Source organism: Sphingobium lactosutens DS20 (genome assembly GCF_000445105.1).
Taxonomy (GTDB): domain Bacteria; phylum Pseudomonadota; class Alphaproteobacteria; order Sphingomonadales; family Sphingomonadaceae; genus Sphingobium; species Sphingobium lactosutens.
In genome coordinates, this window is record NZ_ATDP01000098.1 from 139,873 (window position 1) to 155,655 (window position 15,783).

Here is a 15,783-nt window from a genome sequence, read left to right on the forward strand (position 1 = left end):
CCAGAAATGTAAAAGGGGGGACGGCCCGCGCCATGCGACGAGCGGCCGTCCCGAAACGTGACGCCGTCAGAAGCGATAACCCACCCGGAACTGGATGCGCCGGGGCAGCGTGAGCAGGTTCGCCGCATTCGCGCCATTGGCGGGCAGCAGCGGATCGGTCACTTCGCCGGTGTCAGGATTGATCGTGTTGTTGAAGAAGCCATCGAAATCGCGGAAATTCTTGTTGTTGAAAAGGTTGAGGACATCGACGGCGAAGCTGACCTGATCGTCCCGGCCAAACAGCGGGAAATTCTTGGCCAAAGTCACATTGACTTCGCAGAAGGCGAACAGGCCCTTGATGCAGTTCTTTTCCGGATAGCGGGCGGTGAAGTCGTTGAAGCCCGACGACGCGCCGTTGGTGCCGTCCGTCACCTGATAGGCCTGGCCCGATCCCAGCGTGGTCAGCGTCGAGAACTGGAAGCCCAGCGGCAGATCGACGATGCCGGAGAAGACGATACGATGGCGCTCATCACCCGGCGAATTGCGCCAGCCATAGGCGTCGGGCGTCGGCGCATCCAGGCTGAAGAGATCGCCGCCATTCTTTTCCGCCTTGCCCAGCGTATAGGCGATATTGAGGCCCCAGCCCGATGCCTTGGTGTAATTTTTGTCGAGCGTGAAATAGAGCGCCTTGTAGCGGGTATCGAGCCCGTCATAGCCGATCAGCACGTTGGAATAGCCCGCCGCGCGCACCGCCGCCAGCAGATCGCCGTCGCAGCAGGTGCCAAAGCCGCCGTCATTGCGGGTCGCAAACAGGTTGGTATAGCCATTTTTACCCCGCTGGTAGGAGGCGGTCAGCGAGGCTTCGAAAATGCCGACCTTCTGCCGCACGCCCAGCGAAAACTGGTCATTGACCGGCGGCTTGGCATTATTCTTGACCGCGAAGAGTTCAGGCAGGCCGACTTCGGGGTTGCTGTTGATCAGCGCCAGCAGCCCGTCGCGGGTCAGGTAGGACGGGTCCCAGGCGACCGTCGGCTGGCCATCGCGCGGCAGGCCGTCGGCGGAGAAGCGGAACAGGCCGATGGGGTTGATGGTGCGCGAAAGTTCATCGACCGTGTTGTTGAAATTATTGCGGTCATAATAACGGCCCGCACCGCCGAAGATGACGGTGCTGCGATCGCCCTTCACGTCCCAGGAAAAGCCGAAGCGCGGCGCGAAGGCGCCCTTGAACGGGCTGCGGTCATTGCCGTCGGTGATATAGTCTTCGGGGTTGAAATAGGATGTGGTGGGCAATGCGCGCAGCGCTGTCGCAGCGGCGGCTGGCGTCGTATAGCGGTTGTTGAACCCGTTGCTTTCATAATCCCAGCGAAGGCCAAGATTGAGCTGCAACCGGTCGGTAATGTCCCAGTCGTCCTGAATGTAGAGGCCAAGCTGGGTGTTGGACGACTGGATGAGACCCGAGCCAAGGCCCAGGCGCGCTTCGGCGGGGAAAGCGAAGTTGAGATTGTTGTTGGGCTCGCGGCGGAAATAATAGCGCGGCTGGATGAACGCCTGATTGTCGAAGCTGATATCGGTGAATTCGATACGCGCGCCGAACTTGATCGCGTGACCGGTAAAGCCGGTATAGGTGATGTCGTTGCGGAAATTATAGCTTTGCTGCACTTCGCGCCGGGTCGAATCCTTGCCCCCGAACAGGATCACGCCCTGATAGTCATAGGCCGGCAGGTCAGGGTTGAGCGCCGTCGGATTGAATGTGTAGTTCAGATAGCTGGCGTTGAATTCGTTGAGGACCGTGTCGTCGTCATAGGTCCATTTGAACTGGTAGGTGTCGACGACGTTGATCTTGTTTTCGGCATAGGAATAGGCGGTGTTGCCGCCAAAGCCCTGGATATCGGTTTCCTCGCGCCGGCTGAACGACACGTCGAACGTCTGATAGTCGTCGGGGGTCAGCGTCAGCTTGCCGAAATAGAAATCGCTGCGGAACGGGCTGACGAAGGAGCCTTCGAAATCGGTGATATCGCGGCCGGAAAAGCGTTCAAATTCCGCGATCGCATCGGCCGCGCCAGTGGAGCGGACGTTGAAAGCGCGATCCTGGTCGTTGCCTTCATAGGCGGCGAAGAAGAACAGCTTGTCCTTGATGATCGGGCCGCCGAGCGACGCGCCATATTGCTTGCGTTCAAAGGCGGGCTTGGGATTGCCGTCGCGCTTGTCGATGAAGCTTTTTTCGGTCAGCGACTTATCGGTATATTGGCCAAAGATTTCGCCATGGAAATCATTGGTGCCGGACTTGGTGACGGCGGTGATGACGGCCGCGCCCGCCTGTTCATATTCCGCCTTGTAATTCTGCGTGATGACGCGGAACTCCTGCACGGCGAGTTGGCCAAAGGGGTTGCCGCGGCTGTTCTGCTGGCCCGCTACGCCGCCTTCGCGCAGCTTGTTCTTGAGGCTGACGCCGTCGATGAACACATTGACCTGGCTGGCGGGCGATGCGCCCGACGAGAAGCTCTTGTCGGTTTCGGAGTCATTATAGCGCACGCCGGGCGCGAGCGCGGCGAAGCTCAGGAAATTGCGGTCCGTCTGCGGCAGGACGCGCAGCTGTTCCTGGCTGATATTGGTCGCGATCTCGCTGGTCTGCACTTCTCGCAGGCGGCTGCCCGTGACGACGATCTGCGCGCCGTCGCCATCAACCGAGGCCGTGGAGGTGCCTTGCGCCGTGTCGGTCGCGCTGGACAATTGCGCGTCCACCGTGGCGGCTGTGCCGACGCCCACGGCGATATCACGCTGGAACGACCCCTTGGCGGGGTCGGATACTGAGATCCGGTATGTGCCCGCGCGCACACCGTTCAGGATATAGGTGCCGCCTTCATTGGTGGTGGTGGTCTGCGCGCGGCTGGTGCCGGCACTGGTCAGCGTGACCGTTGCACCCGGAACGGGCGCGCCAGCGCTGTCGGTCACGCGGCCACGGATCGAGGCGACCGTGGTCTGCGCCACGGCCGGTATGGCGACGGCCAGGCTGCTGAGCGACGTAGCGCCGACAAGCAGCAGGCGGATTGCGGACAACTTGCTCATGTGCATCTTCCCCTTGTTTTAACCCTGTTTCCCTCGACGGGATTTTTGTTACGCAGCTGAAAGCTGACTACTGTTGCGGATAATGAGGCCGGGTTGCCTTAGTTCCATCTGCGGAACGGCTTCACCGTCGATTAGTGCGACGAGGCGGTTGATGCCGCGCGCTCCCATGTCGGCGATATCGACGGCCATGGTGGTAAGACCCGGACTGACGAGCCGGGCGAGCGGGATATTGTCGAAGCCCGCGACCGCCACCTGCGTCGGAACATCGACCCCCATGTCGCGCAGCGCGACCATGACGCCGATCGCCGTCATGTCGTTGGCGGCAAAGATGGCGTCGACGTCAATCTGCTCGGCCTGGAGGCGATCGACGGCGCGGCGGCCTGATTCCTCGTCGAAATTGCCGGGGAGGATGACGGGTTTCAGGCCCGCCGCTTCCATCGCCCGAGCATAGCCCCGCGCGCGATCGGCCGCTTCGACATTGCCCGCCGGCCCTTCGACATGGACGATGGCGCGACGGCCGCAATCAATGAGGTGCCGCACCATCGCGCCCGCGCCCGCCACATTGTCGACCCGCAATTCGGGTCGTCCCTGGCCATTGTCCTGACAATTGAGCAGCACGGCGGGGATGCTGGGCGGCAGCTGCGCGAACAGAGCATCCAGGTTCATGTGCGGGGCCATGACGATCAGGCCATCGACCCGCCCGCGCATGTTGCGCAGCGCATCTATCCCGTGGCCGATATCGAGATGCATATTGGACAATAGGAGATGGCGCTGGTGCAAAGCGGCTTCCCGCTCCATGCCGCGCAGCATTTCGGAGAAATATTCGCCATGAAGGTCCGGCAGGACGATGCCGATTGCCCCGGTACGCGCCATGCTGAGATTGCGCGCGCCGGCATGAGGCACATAGTTGAGCTTGCGCGCGGCCTGCTCCACCCGTTCCTTGAGTTCGGGACGGACGTTGGGCAGACGATTGAACACGCGCGACACGGAGGCAACCGACACATCGGCTTCGCGCGCGACGTCGCGAATAGTCGCCTGCCCGATCTCCTTTCCCGTCATCCTCAATCCACCCAACGAAGATTTTATCGGCCCCATGACTTGCCGGGCCGTCTTGTAACCGGTTACAAGAAACCATAAGCCACTGCAAGTGGGCGCGCGAAAGGTGCACAAAGGCATCGCACGAGCGCCCGATCTTTAGGAGAATGACATGCGGCCACCCTCTTCCATATCCCGACGCGCATGGCTGATGGGGGCCGGCGCGGTGGCGGCATGGGCAGCCTCGCCCGCACGCGCGCTGATGGCGCAGATGGATCAGGGTGCGGCGCCATCGACCGATCTTGACGCGCTGATCGCGCGGATGACGGTGGAGGAAAAGGCCGGCCAGGTCACGCTGATGGCCGCCGCCTGGGCAGGCGGCGCGGCCAACGCGCTCAATCCCACATCGCCATCGCGCGCCAGCTTTCGCCAGCAGATGGACGATGTGCGGCGCGGCCATGTCGGCGGCGTGTTCAACGGCAATGGCGCGCAAATGGCGCGGCAGATGCAGGCGATGGCGGTGGAAAAAAGCCGCCTTAAAATTCCGCTGATCTTCGCTGCCGACGTGATCCATGGCTTTCGCACCGTATTTCCCATGCCGCTCGCCGAAGCGGGCAGCTTTGACCCCGAACTGGCTGAGCGCACCGCGCGGATCGCGGCCATCGAAGCGACGGCGGCAGGCATCGATTGGAATTTCGCGCCGATGGTCGATGTCGCGCGCGACCAGCGCTGGGGCCGCGGGATCGAGGGCGCGGGGGAGGATGTGCTGCTGAGCCGCATCATGGCCGATGCGCGCGTTCGCGGGTTCCAAGGACGCGCTGGCCTGGCCGCGCCCGACGCCATGGCCGCCTGCGCCAAGCATTTCGCCGCCTATGGCGCAGCCGAGGGGGGCCTGGACTATAACAGCGTCGACGTGTCGGAACGGACGCTGCGCGAGGTCTATTTCCCGCCTTTCCAGGCGGCGCTGGATGCGCAGGCAGCGACGATCATGGCGTCATTCAACGAATTGTCTGGCGTGCCGGCCACCGCCAATCACTGGCTGCTAAGCGACGTGCTGCGCGACGAATGGCATTTCGACGGGCTGGTCGTGTCCGATTATACCGGCGACATGGAACTCATCGCCCATGGCTTTGCCGCCGATGCGCGGGAGGCGACCAGGCTAGCGTTCCTCGCCGGGGTCGACATGTCGATGCAGTCGGGTTTCTACAGGGAGCATCTGCCCGATCTGGTCAAGTCGGGCGAAGTGCCGATGGCGCGGCTGGACCAGGCTGTGCGGCGCGTGCTGGCGCTCAAGGCAAAGCTGGGCCTGTTCGACGATCCGTTCCGGCGCATCGACCCCAGCCGGGAAAAGACGCTGGTGCGCACGCCCGCCCATCTGGACGTTGCGCGCGATGCCGCGCGCCGGTCGATCGTGCTGCTCAAGAATGAGGATGATCTGCTGCCCCTGCCCCGCGCGGGCAAGACAATCGCGCTGATCGGGCCGTTCGTGCAGGGGCAGCGCGATCTGGTCGGGCCGTGGAATGTCTATGGCACCGACGCGGACGCAATCGACCTGCTGACCGGCATGCGCGCGGTCGCCACCGACCCGTCTGCAATCGTCGCGGTCGACGGATCGGGCGTGGACAAGCCGATCAAGGGCGGCATCGAGGCGGCGGTTGCCGCGGCGCAGGCCGCCGACATCGTCGTGCTGGCGGTAGGCGAAAGCCAGACCATGTCGGGGGAGGCGCAGTCGCGCACCGATATCGTGATCCCCGCTCCGCAAATGGCCCTGGCGGAGGCCGTCGCCGCCACCGGCAAGCCGATGGTCGTGCTGTTGCGTCATGGCCGCGCGCTGGCGCTGCACGGCGCGGTCAAGGATGCGCAAGCGATCCTGGCGACCTGGTTTCTGGGGTCCATGTCGGGCATGGCGACCGCCGACATCCTGTTCGGTCTGGCTAGTCCGTCAGCACGCCTGCCATGCAGCTTTCCCTATGAAAGCGGGCAGGAGCCGCTTTATTATGCGCACAAGAATACCGGCCGCCCCAACCCGCCCGGCCCGCGTGTCGCCTACAAGGCCCATTATCGCGAGGCGCCCAATGCCGCGCTCTATCCCTTCGGCCACGGCCTGACCTATGGCGAGATCGTCTACAGCGCGATCGACATGGGGACGGGCCGGTTGAGCGCGGGCGGCGAATTGACCGTCACCGCCACGCTGCGCAACAGCGGACGGCGTGAAGCGACCGAGGTGGCGCAGCTCTATGTGCAGGACATCACTGCCAGCATCACCCGGCCAGTGCGCGAATTGAAGGCATTTCAGCGCGTGACGATCAAACCCGGCGAATCGCGGGAGGTGCGTTTTACGATCAGGCGCGAGGAGCTGCTGTTCCTGGGGCAGGACATGCAACCGACGGTGGAGCCGGGCAAATTTCGCCTGTGGATCGCGCCGTCCGCTCAGGCAGAGGGTGTGTCGGACATATTCACGCTCGCCTGATCGACCGGGCCGCGCAGCGGCGCCAGCATCATGATCGCGCCCCCCGCCGCGATCATGACCGCTGGTCCCGCGATCATGACCCAGGCGATGACATCCCTGCCCGCCGCATCGGGCACGCCGCCGGCATAGCCGCCCATCGCATAGGCCAGACCCAGCAACAGGGCGGCAAGGCCAAGGCCGATTTTCTGCACCAGCATGAACAGGCTGAAGGCGGTCGCCTCCACCCTGACGCCCGTGTGCGCGACGCCATGATCGACCGCCATGGGCAGCATGGCCCAGGCCGCCAAGTGAAAGCCGCTGAGCGCGACCTGCACCAGCGCCAGCATGGTGATGGAGACGGGCACGTCGGGCGCTCCCGGCCAGAGCGGCAGCGCAGCCAGCGCGACCAGCGCGAGGCAGGCTGCGGCCAGCCAGCTGGCCTGCGCGCTCCACCGCAGGGCGATCAGCGTCCAGAGCGGCACGGCGAGCGTGCCAATGACTGCCATCACCGCCAGCGCCCGCTTGCCCGCGACAGCGTCGAGCAGGACATGGGCAAAATAATACAGCACCGAATGACCGATGATCGCGGCCGCCATCGTGGCGCAGAAGGTGGCAGCGCACAGCATCAGGAAGGCACGGTTATGCGCGATGGCGGCCAGATCCCGCAGCAGCGAATGCCCTGCCGATATTGAGGGGGTTGGCGGGATGGTTTCGGGAATACGCCAGACGACAAGCCACAGGATCATGGTAGCGACACCGGCAAGCAGCATCGCCACAGCCGTATAATCACTCCCGCCAGCTGGCATCGCCCAGGCTATTGTAACCGCGCCCAGCGCGCCGAAGGTCATACGCGATCCCGACATCAAGGTGCGGTCGCGCGCATGGACGCTGACGCGCGTCGACCAGGCCGCATAGGGCAGGTTCACCAGCGCATAGAGGATGCGGAAGGCGACATGGGTCGCCATCACCGACGGCAACAGCCATAACGCGCCACCTGCCGGTCGCTGGAACAGCAGCGCGAAGGACAAGGCAAGTGGGGCGGCCCACCAGGCAATGATCCGGCGATATCGCAGACGCCAACGATCCGCGGTGATGCCGATGGCCAAGTCCGTCAATCCGTCGGCAATGGCGCCGACCATCATCACCAACCCCGCCGCTTCGGGCGTCAGGCCAAGGGCATCTGTGTAGAAGAACAGCAGATAGAGCGTGATCGTCTGCCAGAAGAGATTGAAGGCATAGTCGCCCGCGCCAAACCCGATGGCGCGCGCAGGATGCGGGCCGGACGGGTCCCTCATCCCGCGAAATCAGATGCGCCGGGCGATAGCGCCGGCCGCCCAGCCCATCGCCACGGCGATCGCGATCGCGGTCAGGCCATAGAGGAACGGCCAGTCTTCGGCGGCGACCGCCATAAACTGTTCGAACCCGGATTTGCGCACGGTGATGTCGCGCACCGCGGCGGCGACGACGCGGCCATCCTGCACGAGAAATGTCTCGGCCGTATAGTCGCCGACGATGACGCGGGCGGAGAGCGGCAGGCGCGCGCGATAGAGAACGCCATCCGTGATTTCCACCGTGCCCTGCCGCTCGACGAACAGCCCCGCCCGGTCGCGCAGATCGACCAGGCCGGCCTGAAAACGGTTCAGTTCCGCGCTGTCGTTGAGCGAGGACGGCGACAATTGCAGCTTGTCCACGCCCAGTTCGTAAATGGCGGCGGTGCGTTCATCGACGATTTGGCTGATCGGGCGTGAGGAGGCCATGGCGTAGAAGCTGGGCGCGGATTCAAAGCGCGCGCTGTCGGCATTCACCCAGATGCCCGCGACCTTCTGCTTCTCGCGCATCTGGATCGACTGTTCGGGGCCTTTGAGCACCACGACGATGTCCGCCGGCTTGTCGGGGCGCACGCCGCCGGGATAGACGATCGCGCCGAACAACAACAGGTCAGCGCCGGTGAAGCTGTAGAGAATCTTGACTTCGCGCTGCGACACGTCGGGCACCAGTTGCGGTTCGTCCGCGCCGGTCAGCAGCAGCAGGGCCGCGATCAGGGCGCTGGCGCGACGCAGCATCAGCGCACCTCGATCGTGAAGATTTCGTCCGGCCGCCAGCCCAGCCCCAGTGCCATGCGCGCGGCCACCAGCAACACGATGGCGGCCAGAAGGACGCGCAGATATTCGGGCCGCAGCTTCATCGACAGGCGCGTGCCGATCTGCGCGCCGGTCACGCTGCCGATCAGCAGCAGCATGGCCAGCACCAGGTCCACCGCCTTGGTGGTCATGGCGTGCATCATCGTCGTCGCCATGGTGACGAACAGGATCTGGAACAACGATGTGCCGACGACCGACTGCGTCGTCATGCCCAGAAGATAGAGCATCGCGGGCACCAGGATGAAGCCGCCGCCCACCCCGAGCAGCATGGTCAATATGCCAGTTGCCATGCCCAGCAGGAAGGGCGCGAGCGGCGAGATATAGAGGCCCGAGCGATAGAAGCGCCAGCGCATGGGCAGGGCCGCGACCAGCGGATGATGCCGCCGCTTGCTCGCCTGCGGCTTGCGGCCGGTCTTGAGCGCTATCAACGCCTGGATCGATTCCTTGGCCATCAGGCCGCCGATCCCGCCCAGCATCAGCACATAGAGAATGCCGATGACGGTATCGATCTGGCCCAGGCTTTGGAGCAGGCGGAAGATGAACACGCCCATTCCCGCGCCGACGATACCGCCCGCGATCAGCACCCCGCCCATGCGAAAGTCGACCGTGCCGCGCGACATATGGGTAACGACGCCCGAAACGCTGGCCCCCGTGACCTGCGAAGCCGCTGACGCCGCCGCGACCGTGGGCGGAATGCCGTAGAAAATCAGGAGAGGCGTGGTCAGGAACCCGCCACCCACGCCGAACATGCCGGACAGCAGGCCGACCAGCCCACCAAGGCCGATGATGACCAGCGCGTTCACGGACAGATTGGCGATGGGCAGGTAAAGATCCATGACGGATCAGGGCCTAATCGCAAAGCCATCCGATAGAAAGGAGAGTCGCGCCGCCCCGATCAAAAATCCGTGGCCAGCGTGATGGCAAGGCCCGACGGCGGCGCCGCATCGCCGGCAATGCGTTCGCGCCATTCGATCGACAGGCGCGCATTCGTGCGGGGCAGCGGCAGGCGCAGTTGCACTTCCGGACCGATGTCGAGCCGACTGACGCCCGGCTGCGCGCCGCCAGACACGGCGCCACCGATCCGCAGCGCCCCGCCCTTCACGGGCGCGAGCAGGGCGATGCGCCCGTCGACAAAAGCATAATTTTTGCGGAAGCCCACGATGCCCGCCTGGCCATAGCCTTCAGCCTCAAGCCCCGGCGCGATAGCCACGGGGCCAAAGTCGCCCGCCCCCACGATCGCCATGGCGTTACGCCCGCCCGATCCTAACGCCACCCGCCGTTCGATGCCGATGCTCATCGGCAGGGCGGGCAGCGGGCGGATGGCGAGGCCGATCGCGGCTTCCGGCGCAGCGGGATCCTGCAGCGCAGCTGTCGCCCTGGCGTAGAGTGCGGGGCGATGAGGCGAAGCCGGCGCGAGGGCATAATCGATGCGCAAACCGGCCTGCGATCCACCGAGGCGACCGACTGGTGCGGTCTGGACCGCCGACGCCCTGCCCGGTCGCACCAGCAGCCAGCCGCTCACCTGCCAGCGACCAGGCGCGGATGCTGTTCTGGCCGGAGGGGCAAGTGGGGTCGCAAAGGGAATGGGCGACGGGCGCGCGCCCATATCCTGGCTGGCATAATGCCGATTGGAAAAGGCCACCATGTGCCGAATGAAATCCAGCATGTCGGTAGGGGCGCCGAAATTTCCCTGCTGCATCGGCGCAAAGGTCACAGGTCGCGCTATCGCAACGGAACTGCCGTCCGACAGATTGGCGGGCCATGAGACGCGTAACGGCAAGCGATCGACAGGCCATGGCGGCAATGCTGTCGCCACGGCGCGGCGGGGAGGGCTTTGGCCGGTGACGGCGACCAGTCCGGTCGGCTCCTTCGCAAAATCCATCTGGGCCATGACGCGCAGGCCGATCCAGCCCAGCATCAGGACGGCGAGGAAACGCAGCGGACGGCCGGAGCGGGCGCGGATCATGGATCGGTCTTGAGGTCGGGGAAGCGATGCTGGGTCTTGTCCCAGCGCAGCGGCTGCCCCCCGAGCGATCGCAGATACAGGAATATGGCGCGGCGCGCGGCCAGGATACCGATATAATTGGCGATCAGCGTGCGCGGCACCGCGCCCAGCCCCGCCCGCAATCCATAGGCGCGGGTGACGAACAGGAAGCGCATGGCCATGCGCCAGAGCATCAGGAAGAGGTTGAACCAGAGTAGCGCGGTCATTAGCGGCGTCAAAGGCCGGCCGGGCACGGGCATGACCAGCGCCAGCAGCGCAAGGGCCGCCAAAAGGAGCAGCGTCAGATAGGCGGCGAACAGCACCAGCGCCGCCAGCACCGCGCGCCGATCGCGCAGGCGCATCCAGAATTCGGCCGGCCCGCCGCGCCAGCCCAGCCTGTCCCACCCGGCCAGCGCGATGCCTATCGTCCAGCGCGCCTTTTGCCGGACCGCCGCGTCGACGCTGTCGGGGAAAAATTCCCGCGTCGCGATCACATCGCCCCGCGCGTCGCGCATCCGCACGAAGGCGCTGCGGCCGCCCATGTCGCGAATGCGAAGCCCGGCCTCATAATCTTCCGTCAGCGAACCGGGATCAAATGGCCCGGCCGCTTCGTCCAACGCCAGCGCGGCCAGCATGTCCCGTTCAAAGGCGCAGGCGACCCCGGCCGATGGCACCGATGCGCCCAAGGCCTCGCGCACGCTCAGCAATTTGCCGTGGCTCTCGGCAAATTCGTCGCCATAATGATCGGCGATCGCGCGCCGCCACCAGCCACCCCGCCCGCGCAGTGGCAATACCGGCAACTGGACCAGATCGAACCGGTCGATCATGAAGTCGAAGAGGCGGATTTCATCGGCATGCACGACATCCTCCCATGTCGTGACGGTTGTAAACGAAATGGCAACGCCCGTTTCGTAGGAGCCGCATATGGTGCGACAAAATCGCGATTTTTCAGCCGCAACTGAGACTAAGCCAGCATACCTTTACGCCCGCTTTAGCTCGCTCAACCAAAAAGAAGGCAGCAGCATTGAGCGGCAGCTTACCTATGGCCGCTCGTTCATCGACAAGCACGGCTGGACGTTAGTTGAGGAACTGCGCGACGAAGGCAAGAGTGCGTTTAAGGGGGCCAATCGCGCAGAGGGGGCGGCGCTCTACGACTTCGAGCTAAAAGCTCGCAATGGGGCGTTCCGCGATGGCGCTGTGCTGGTTTGCGAGAACGTGGACCGCTTATCGCGCCAAGGTGCGAAAGCTGCTGCCCAGCTTATTTGGTCCCTCAATGAAGCTGGCGTTGACGTTGCCACCTACCATGACGGCCATATCTATAAGGCTGGCGACGATGGCGACCTGATGGACTTGCTTTCCATCATCATCAAAGGTGCGCTGGGCAAGGAAGAGAGTTTCAAAAAGTCAGAGCGGTCCAAAGCCAATTGGACCAAGGTGCATCAGGAAATCGCGAAGGGTGACAAGCGCGCATATTCCAAGCAGTGTCCCGCATGGCTGGATATCGCTGACGGCGAATATGTCCTCAATGAGCATCGCGCCAACATGCTGCGTCAAATGTATGCTTGGTATTGCGACGGCCTTGGGTGCCTCACCATCGTTCGCAAACTGAACAAGTTGGGTGAGAAAAGCTGGTCATCTGAGAAGCGGTATAAGGATAAGAAGGAGTGGACGAACCGCTATATCCACAAGCTGCTTACATCACGCGCTGCCATAGGCGAATATGTCACGCTGAAAGGTGAGACGCTGGCCACGGACTATTACCCAGCGGTCGTAGATGTTGACACCTTCTACAAGGCTCAAGCCATAAGGAAGGCTCGCGCCAGCATCGGCGGTGATGAGCGCAAACGGAGCGCAAACCTGTTTCTCGGTATCTCAAAATGCGGGGTTTGCGGGAAGGCAGCCGTATATATGAAGCGCACCTTCAACGACAAATACGTCAAACAGGACGGCACGGTGGTTCGCTATAAGAACACGCGGGCCTACCTGCACTGCAATGCCGCCAGATATAAAGAGAGCGAGTGCAACAACTCCTCGCACATCAAATATGACGTGATCGAGAAGACGGTTTTGGACAAGGCTCTGCCGTTGATCGCCAGCCACAAGCATGAGGACAAAGTTCTTCAGGTTTTCGATACGAAGATCGCAGAGAGCCAACGGGAAATCGACGTTAGGCAGAAGCAGCTAGATAACATTATCGAAGCCATTGCCGACGGTATTGCGGCCAAGGCTCTCGCTCAAAAGGCCAACGTCATTGAAGCTGAGATAGAGGCGCTGACCCAGCAGATTGCCGCCACGAAGCTGGAAAAAGACATTGAGGCCGCCAAGCCTGCCAAAAATCAGGACGTGGATACGATCAAGGAAATGCGCGCAGACCTCGAACATGAGGACGAAGATGAGCGCTTTGAGGCGCGGGCGCGGATCAACAGCTTGCTCAACCGCCTGCTCAACACGGTCAACATCAACGATGACAGGACGTTCACGGTCAAAGTCGATGATGGTTTCTCAGCGACCTATGATGCGGACGGTGAAGCGATTGGCTTCACGCTCAGCGGTGACAGGATCGTTGATGAGATGAACGAAGCCCTACAGACAGACGATAGGGAAGCGGTCATTGACGAGGCGTTCAAGCGCGTTCAGGCTTGAGGCGCTCATAGTCCATCGGCAATGCATGTTCGCATTTGGCGTAGCTAGGGAAGGCGCCTCTTGCGGCGTTCTCTGCGATCATATGTCCACGGCTGACAGCACGGCTTGTCATTTCTTTGAGGTTCTGCCGCTCTAGGAGCGTCCCCCTTCCGTCAGCAGACTTCGCCAACAGGCTGCTATATTGGCGGCTCAGCCTTGCCTTTATCCCTATCTGCCACAGGGGCATTGCTGGATTGGCTTTGCGCAGTTCCAAGCAACGAAGATATTTACGGACACTCACCAAGAGGCGTGACGAAGCTGTCACCTTGTATCGTGGGATAACTGGCGACGTGTCGCGATCCGTTGGTTGGATTGTATCCAGCAACTCCGCAATCTGACTGAGAATTTGAGCCTTTGCCATTCCAAGGGGGATGGCAGCGATCAGACTGCTTCGTTCCCCCTGAGCAATCCATGTCGATGAAGCGAAATCATCGAGGCGATTTGCCACCTGCTGATCGCCATAACGTATGACGCCTAGATTTGTGACGCTTGGTTTCTCTCCGCCATGTCCAAATGCCTTGAAGGCGTATTCGTTGGTCCATTCCTCTATGTCCAACTTCACGTCGCCAAGGTCGTCATAAACGGCCAGCACAGCGTCAAAGTCAGCAGGCAGAATGGCGTCAGCAGGCAACTCGCCAGCCCGTTCAAGCCTCGCCAGTTCATAGCTGGGGCTGACCTGTAGCGCACCATACCAATAGGCTGCTCGCCCAATTCCAGCGAGTTTCAGTTTCCTGCCGCCGCGTTCAATGACGCTGTTACGGGTAAACTTCATGGTTGGCTTGGTATCCAAGATTATACGTGCCAACTCCCATATCAGGCCAACCCTGACGTATCAATGCCTCACGACGCCGCACGGTGCCGCGTCAAAAAGGAGATACGAAAATGGAAGTTATCGAAAACCAGCAGGCCGCAACCACTGAGGGAGTGACCAACTACAAACCCCGTTGGGGCCGTGGGGAACGCCGCATTGGGTTCAGCACCGTTAAACTGGCAAGCAAGCCCAAGCTGTCTGAACTGAGTAACCTTGAGCGCCTGCTCGCCCGCCTTGGCAAGGAAGCAAACAGCCTCAACGGCATTAAGGTTGCTATCGCCGCTCGCTGGTGCAGCACGGTCTACACCAACCTCACGATGCAGCAGATTGAGAGCATCGTCACTGACTGCCGCAGCGGTGACTGATCTGCCCCCACCGAGTGGACCGATTGGTTTGTTAGTGCATTAAGCTCATCGCCGCCATATCCGGACGGAGGTGGAGCGAAGCGGAACCGGAGGCCGATATGGCGGTGTCGCCGTTTCTGGTGCCGGTGGCCGATAGCCAAGACTGCTGTGCGGGCGGACGGTGTTGTAATGCCGCCGCCAGGCTTCGATCAGCACCCTGGCCTCGGCGAGGCTGTAGAAGATTTCACCATTGAGCAGTTCGTCGCGCAGCGACCCATTGAAGCTTTCATTATAGCCATTCTCCCATGGCGATCCCGGCGCGATGTAGAGCGTCTTCACGCCGATCTGCCGCAGCCATTGCTGGACGGCATTGGCGATAAATTCGGCGCCATTATCTGACCGTATATGTGCAGGCGGGCCGCGCGAGATGAACAGGTCCGCCAAGGCCGCCAGCACATCCTCATGTTTGAGCTGTCGCGCAACGATAAGCGCCAGACATTCCCTGCTGGCCTCGTCGATGATCGTCAGGATGCGGAACTTGCGGCCGTCATGCGTGCGCCCCTCGACGAAGTCATAGGCCCACACATGCCCAGGATACTCAGGCCGCAGGCGGATGCATGATCCGTCGTTGAGCCATAGACGCCCGCGTTTGGGCTGGCGCTGCGGCACCTTGAGCCCTTCGCGCCGCCATATCCGCTCGACCCGTTTATGGTTCACCGTCCACCCCGCATGGCACAGCAACGCCGTGACCCGGCGGTAGCCGTAACGACCATATTGCTTTGCCAAGGCGATGATGTCCTCCGTCAGCGCCTGTTCGTCATCCGCCCCACGCGGCACTTTACGCTGTGTCGATCGATGCTGCCCTAGAACCCGGCATATCCGTCGCTCGGATAGCCGGACTGGCAGATCCCGTCGTATATGATCGATGCAGCGCCGTCGCCGCGCGGGGCTCAGAAGTTTCCCCGTGCAGCTTCCTGCAATATCAGCTTGTCCAGCGTCAGGTCCGAGATCGCCCGGCGCAGCCGTTGGTTTTCCTTCTCCAGATCCTTCATCCGCCGTGCCTGGTCGGTCTTCAGCCCGCCATATTCCTTGCGCCAGCGATAATAGGTCTGCTCACTGACCCCGATCCGACGGCAGGCTTCGGCGGTCGAAGCCCCCTGCGCCAGCACGATCTCAATTTCACGCAGCTTGCCGATGATCTCTTCCGGCTTGTGCTTCTTGCTCGGCATTCAATGTCCCTTTCGCGGTCCAGACTATCATAGTCTCTGGGCCACTCAGCGGGGGGCAGATCA

At 62.5% G+C, this 15,783-nt stretch carries 10 protein-coding genes and 2 pseudogenes; 3 read left to right on the top strand and 9 right to left on the bottom strand.

The features are described 5' to 3' along the window. Nucleotides 1-66: 66 nt before the first annotated feature. Together RLDS_RS45655 and RLDS_RS45660 are read right to left on the bottom strand one after the other, a co-directional pair. The gene (locus tag RLDS_RS45655; protein ID WP_021227142.1) at nt 67-3,045 is read right to left on the bottom strand and encodes a TonB-dependent receptor; all 2,979 of its coding nucleotides are present in this window, start codon (nt 3,043-3,045) and stop codon (nt 67-69) included. 48 nt (nt 3,046-3,093) lie between these two features. Beyond that, entirely contained in the window at nt 3,094-4,104 is a 1,011-nt protein-coding gene (locus RLDS_RS45660) for a LacI family DNA-binding transcriptional regulator (protein ID WP_021227143.1), read from the bottom strand. 148 nt (nt 4,105-4,252) lie between these two features. Here RLDS_RS45660 and bglX point away from each other — a divergent pair, with 148 nt between their 5' ends. Continuing rightward, nucleotides 4,253-6,550, top strand: coding sequence for a beta-glucosidase BglX (bglX, locus tag RLDS_RS45665; RefSeq protein WP_031298581.1), 2,298 nt, complete (start codon nt 4,253-4,255; stop codon nt 6,548-6,550). Here the strand turns inward: bglX and RLDS_RS45670 are convergent. The 5 genes and pseudogenes from RLDS_RS45670 to RLDS_RS45690 form a co-directional block, all read right to left on the bottom strand. Continuing rightward, a complete protein-coding gene (locus tag RLDS_RS45670) occupies nt 6,511-7,824 on the bottom strand; it encodes an MFS transporter (RefSeq protein ID WP_021227145.1) in 1,314 nt (437 codons plus the stop codon). The two genes, bglX and RLDS_RS45670, sit on opposite strands and share 40 nt — an antisense overlap. 9 nt (nt 7,825-7,833) lie before the next feature. Beyond that, nucleotides 7,834-8,592 carry a TIGR02186 family protein gene (locus RLDS_RS45675; protein ID WP_021227146.1) on the bottom strand — a complete coding sequence of 253 codons (759 nt, stop codon included), beginning with the start codon at nt 8,590-8,592 and terminating at the stop codon, nt 7,834-7,836. Further along, entirely contained in the window at nt 8,592-9,506 is a 915-nt protein-coding gene (locus RLDS_RS45680) for a sulfite exporter TauE/SafE family protein (protein ID WP_009822618.1), read from the bottom strand. The genes RLDS_RS45675 and RLDS_RS45680 overlap by 1 nt, the downstream gene beginning before the upstream one ends. 59 nt (nt 9,507-9,565) lie before the next feature. Beyond that, nucleotides 9,566-10,636: a hypothetical protein gene (locus tag RLDS_RS56540; protein ID WP_021227147.1), complete on the bottom strand. Its 1,071-nt coding sequence runs from the start codon at nt 10,634-10,636 to the stop codon at nt 9,566-9,568. Next, nucleotides 10,633-11,562: pseudogene (locus RLDS_RS45690) on the bottom strand (glycosyltransferase family 2 protein); the annotation flags it as partial. The pseudogene RLDS_RS45690 and the gene RLDS_RS56540, both read right to left, overlap by 4 nt. A 16-nt stretch (nt 11,563-11,578) precedes the next feature. Between RLDS_RS45690 and RLDS_RS45695 the strand changes: the two are divergent. Beyond that, nucleotides 11,579-13,297 (top strand): recombinase family protein, encoded by a 1,719-nt coding sequence (locus tag RLDS_RS45695; protein ID WP_021227149.1) that lies wholly within the window; start codon nt 11,579-11,581, stop codon nt 13,295-13,297. Here RLDS_RS45695 and RLDS_RS45700 read toward each other — a convergent pair. Then, nucleotides 13,278-14,108 (bottom strand): hypothetical protein, encoded by an 831-nt coding sequence (locus RLDS_RS45700; protein ID WP_021227150.1) that lies wholly within the window; start codon nt 14,106-14,108, stop codon nt 13,278-13,280. The two genes, RLDS_RS45695 and RLDS_RS45700, sit on opposite strands and share 20 nt — an antisense overlap. A 110-nt stretch (nt 14,109-14,218) precedes the next feature. Here RLDS_RS45700 and RLDS_RS45705 point away from each other — a divergent pair, with 110 nt between their 5' ends. After that, nucleotides 14,219-14,512 carry a hypothetical protein gene (locus tag RLDS_RS45705; RefSeq protein WP_021227151.1) on the top strand — a complete coding sequence of 98 codons (294 nt, stop codon included), beginning with the start codon at nt 14,219-14,221 and terminating at the stop codon, nt 14,510-14,512. A 31-nt stretch (nt 14,513-14,543) separates the two neighbouring features. Here RLDS_RS45705 and RLDS_RS45710 read toward each other — a convergent pair. Further along, a pseudogene (locus RLDS_RS45710) lies at nt 14,544-15,720 on the bottom strand (IS3 family transposase). Nucleotides 15,721-15,783 lie beyond the last annotated feature (63 nt).

What these genes read in the sequence shown, in the direction of transcription:
- RLDS_RS45695 (WP_021227149.1), top strand. Translation starts at nt 11,579, where the DNA reads ATGGTGCGACAAAATCGCGATTTTTCAGCCGCAACTGAGACTAAGCCA.
- RLDS_RS56540 (WP_021227147.1), bottom strand. Translation starts at nt 10,636, where the DNA reads ATGATCCGCGCCCGCTCCGGCCGTCCGCTGCGTTTCCTCGCCGTCCTG.
- RLDS_RS45705 (WP_021227151.1), top strand. Translation starts at nt 14,219, where the DNA reads ATGGAAGTTATCGAAAACCAGCAGGCCGCAACCACTGAGGGAGTGACC.
- RLDS_RS45675 (WP_021227146.1), bottom strand. Translation starts at nt 8,592, where the DNA reads ATGCTGCGTCGCGCCAGCGCCCTGATCGCGGCCCTGCTGCTGCTGACC.
- RLDS_RS45670 (WP_021227145.1), bottom strand. Translation starts at nt 7,824, where the DNA reads ATGAGGGACCCGTCCGGCCCGCATCCTGCGCGCGCCATCGGGTTTGGC.
- RLDS_RS45700 (WP_021227150.1), bottom strand. Translation starts at nt 14,108, where the DNA reads ATGAAGTTTACCCGTAACAGCGTCATTGAACGCGGCGGCAGGAAACTG.
- RLDS_RS45655 (WP_021227142.1), bottom strand. Translation starts at nt 3,045, where the DNA reads ATGAGCAAGTTGTCCGCAATCCGCCTGCTGCTTGTCGGCGCTACGTCG.
- bglX (WP_031298581.1), top strand. Translation starts at nt 4,253, where the DNA reads ATGCGGCCACCCTCTTCCATATCCCGACGCGCATGGCTGATGGGGGCC.
- RLDS_RS45680 (WP_009822618.1), bottom strand. Translation starts at nt 9,506, where the DNA reads ATGGATCTTTACCTGCCCATCGCCAATCTGTCCGTGAACGCGCTGGTC.
- RLDS_RS45660 (WP_021227143.1), bottom strand. Translation starts at nt 4,104, where the DNA reads ATGACGGGAAAGGAGATCGGGCAGGCGACTATTCGCGACGTCGCGCGC.